The sequence below is a fragment of the Rhizobacter sp. P3_B12 genome (assembly GCF_056402895.1).
The window spans coordinates 1-2,408 of record NZ_JBFUGN010000937.1; the positions used below are offsets into that span (position 1 = coordinate 1).

Here is a 2,408-nt window from a genome sequence, read left to right on the forward strand (position 1 = left end):
GTGCCGGCGATGCGCCTGCCACCGGCGGCAATGCCGGCGACTGAGCCCGACGCCGAACGGGCCTTCGTCGGCCTGGGCGCGAACCTGGGCGATGCCCGCGCGACGCTGACCCGGGCGCTGGCCGAGCTGGCCGCGCTGCCGGGCATCGAGGCGCTGCAGGCCTCGCCGCTGTACCGCACGCAGCCGGTCGATGCGCAGGGGCCTGATTTCATCAATGCCGTCGCACGGCTGCGCACCACGCTGTCGCCGCTGGCATTGCTCGCCGGCCTGCAGGCCATCGAGGCGGCGCATGGCCGCGAGCGGCCGTACCGCAACGCGCCGCGCACGCTCGACCTCGACCTGCTGCTGTACGGCGAGCAGGTGATCGACCTCCCCACGCTGGCCGTGCCGCACCCGCGCATGCACCTGCGGGCCTTCGTGCTCGCGCCGCTGGCCGACCTGGCACCYGACCTCTTCATCCCCGGACAGGGCCGCGTCGCGGCGCTGCTGGCCGGCCTCGACCCCCAACCCCTCTCCCGGATCGACCCATGAATGCCATCCCCGTGTCGGTGCAGACCGTCGTGCTGCTGATCGCGTCGAACGTCTTCATGACGGTCGCCTGGTACGGCCACCTGAAGAGCCTGGCCGACAAGCCGTGGTTCGTCGCGGCGCTGATCAGCTGGGGCATCGCGCTGTTCGAGTACCTGCTGCAGGTGCCGGCCAACCGGATCGGCTATGCCGGCGGCTTCTCGCTGGCGCAGCTGAAGATCACGCAGGAGGTCATCACGCTCGGCGTGTTCGTGCCGTTCGCGATGATCTGGATGGGGGAGCCGTTCAAGCTCGACTACGTGTGGGCCGGGCTGTGCCTGGTGGGCGCGGTCTACTTCATCTTCCGCTCGTGAATGTTCCGATGAGCGCGGGCCTGGAGCGCTTCCGGCACATCGCGATCGAAGGGCCGATCGGCGTCGGCAAGAGCTCGCTCGCGCGCCGGCTGGCCGCCCACCTCGGGGCCGAGACGATGCTGGAGCAGGCGGGCGAGAACCCGTTCCTGGAGCGCTTCTATGCCGACCAGCCCGGCTACGCCTTCCAGACGCAGGTGTTCTTCCTGTTCCAGCGGCTGCGCCAGGTGCGCTCGCTGGCGCAGCCGGGCATGTTCTCGCAGGCGGTGGTCAGCGATTTCGTGTTCGCCAAGGATGCGATCTTCGCGCGGCTGAACCTGAGCGACGAGGAGTACGGGCTGTACAGCCAGATGTATGGCCAGCTCGCGCCGCAGGTGCCGCAGCCCGACCTCGTGGTCTGGCTGCAGGCGCCGACCGCGACGCTGCAGCAGCGCATCCAGCGCCGCGCGATCGCGATGGAGCAGCGCATCGCCGCCGACTACCTGCAGCGCCTGGCCGACGCCTACGCCACCTGGTTCGAGGGCTTCGACGCGGCGCCGGTGCTGGCGATCGACACCGAGCACTTCAACCCGATCGAGCGCGAGGCCGACTGGCGCGCGCTGCTGGACCGGCTGGCCGGCTTCCAGGGCCCGCGCGAGTTCTTCGACCCCGGCGCGCAGCCCCGGCTGGCCTGAACCGCCCGGCTACACTGCGCCCAGTGAAAATTTGGTGACAGCGCGACGACGGCGCGGCCGATCCCAGGAGACCCCGATGCTGTTTGGCAAGCTGCTGCCGCGCGAAGGCAATTTCTTTGAGCTGTTCAACCAGCACGCCGCGTTCATCGTCGAAGGCGCGCGCGCCTTCATCGCGATGATCGAGAACTACAACGACCTCAACCTGCGCGAGAAGCATGCGAACGAGGTGGTGGCCGCCGAGCGCGCCGCCGATCGCATCACCGCCGAGGTCAACCGGCTGCTGCACAAGACCTTCATCACGCCGATCGACCGCGAGCAGATCCATGGCCTGATCAACGCGATGGACGACATCGTCGACCTGCTGCAGGACGCCACCGAGACCATGCAGCTGTACGACGTGCGCACGATGACCGAAGAGGTGCTGCGCCTCGGCGACCTGAGCGCCAAGTGCTGCGAGCGCGTGCAGCACGCGGTGTCGCTGCTGCCGCGGCTGAACCAGCACGACGCGAGCGAGGCCGCGATCAAGACCTGCGAGGAGATCGACAAGCTCGAGTCCGATGCCGACCGGGTGATGCGCGCCGCGATGTCGAAGCTGTTCCGCGAGGAGAAGGACGTGCGCGAGCTGATCAAGCTGAAGGCGATCTACGAGCAGCTCGAATCGATCTCCGACCGCTGCGAGGACGTGGCCAACCTGATCGAGGGCGTGGTCCTCGAGAACTCCTGATCCGGCGGGCCCCCGATGCAATCGGTCCAGGTCGCCTTCTGGGTGGTGGCGCTGCTGGTGGCGCTGGCCATCGTCTTCGATTTCATGAACGGCTTCCACGACGCGGCGAATTCCATCGCCACCGTGGTGTCC

The 2,408-nt window shown here is 68.6% G+C and carries 4 protein-coding genes and 1 pseudogene; all 5 read left to right on the plus strand.

All coding sequences use genetic code 11. The features are described from left to right. Positions 1-9 precede the first annotated feature (9 nt). Positions 10-531 carry a 2-amino-4-hydroxy-6-hydroxymethyldihydropteridine diphosphokinase gene (locus tag AC1D01_RS30355; RefSeq protein WP_477873058.1) on the plus strand — a complete coding sequence of 174 codons (522 nt, stop codon included), beginning with the start codon at positions 10-12 and terminating at the stop codon, positions 529-531. After that, the gene (locus tag AC1D01_RS30360; protein ID WP_477873054.1) at positions 528-881 is read left to right on the plus strand and encodes a DMT family protein; all 354 of its coding nucleotides are present in this window, start codon (positions 528-530) and stop codon (positions 879-881) included. The genes AC1D01_RS30355 and AC1D01_RS30360 overlap by 4 nt, the downstream gene beginning before the upstream one ends. Positions 882-889: 8 nt before the next feature. Beyond that, positions 890-1,552, plus strand: coding sequence for a deoxynucleoside kinase (locus AC1D01_RS30365; protein WP_477873056.1), 663 nt, complete (start codon positions 890-892; stop codon positions 1,550-1,552). Between the two features lie 76 nt (positions 1,553-1,628). Then, the gene (locus tag AC1D01_RS30370) at positions 1,629-2,276 is read left to right on the plus strand and encodes a DUF47 domain-containing protein (RefSeq protein ID WP_047584741.1); all 648 of its coding nucleotides are present in this window, start codon (positions 1,629-1,631) and stop codon (positions 2,274-2,276) included. 15 nt (positions 2,277-2,291) lie between these two features. After that, positions 2,292-2,408: pseudogene (locus AC1D01_RS30375) on the plus strand (inorganic phosphate transporter); the annotation flags it as partial.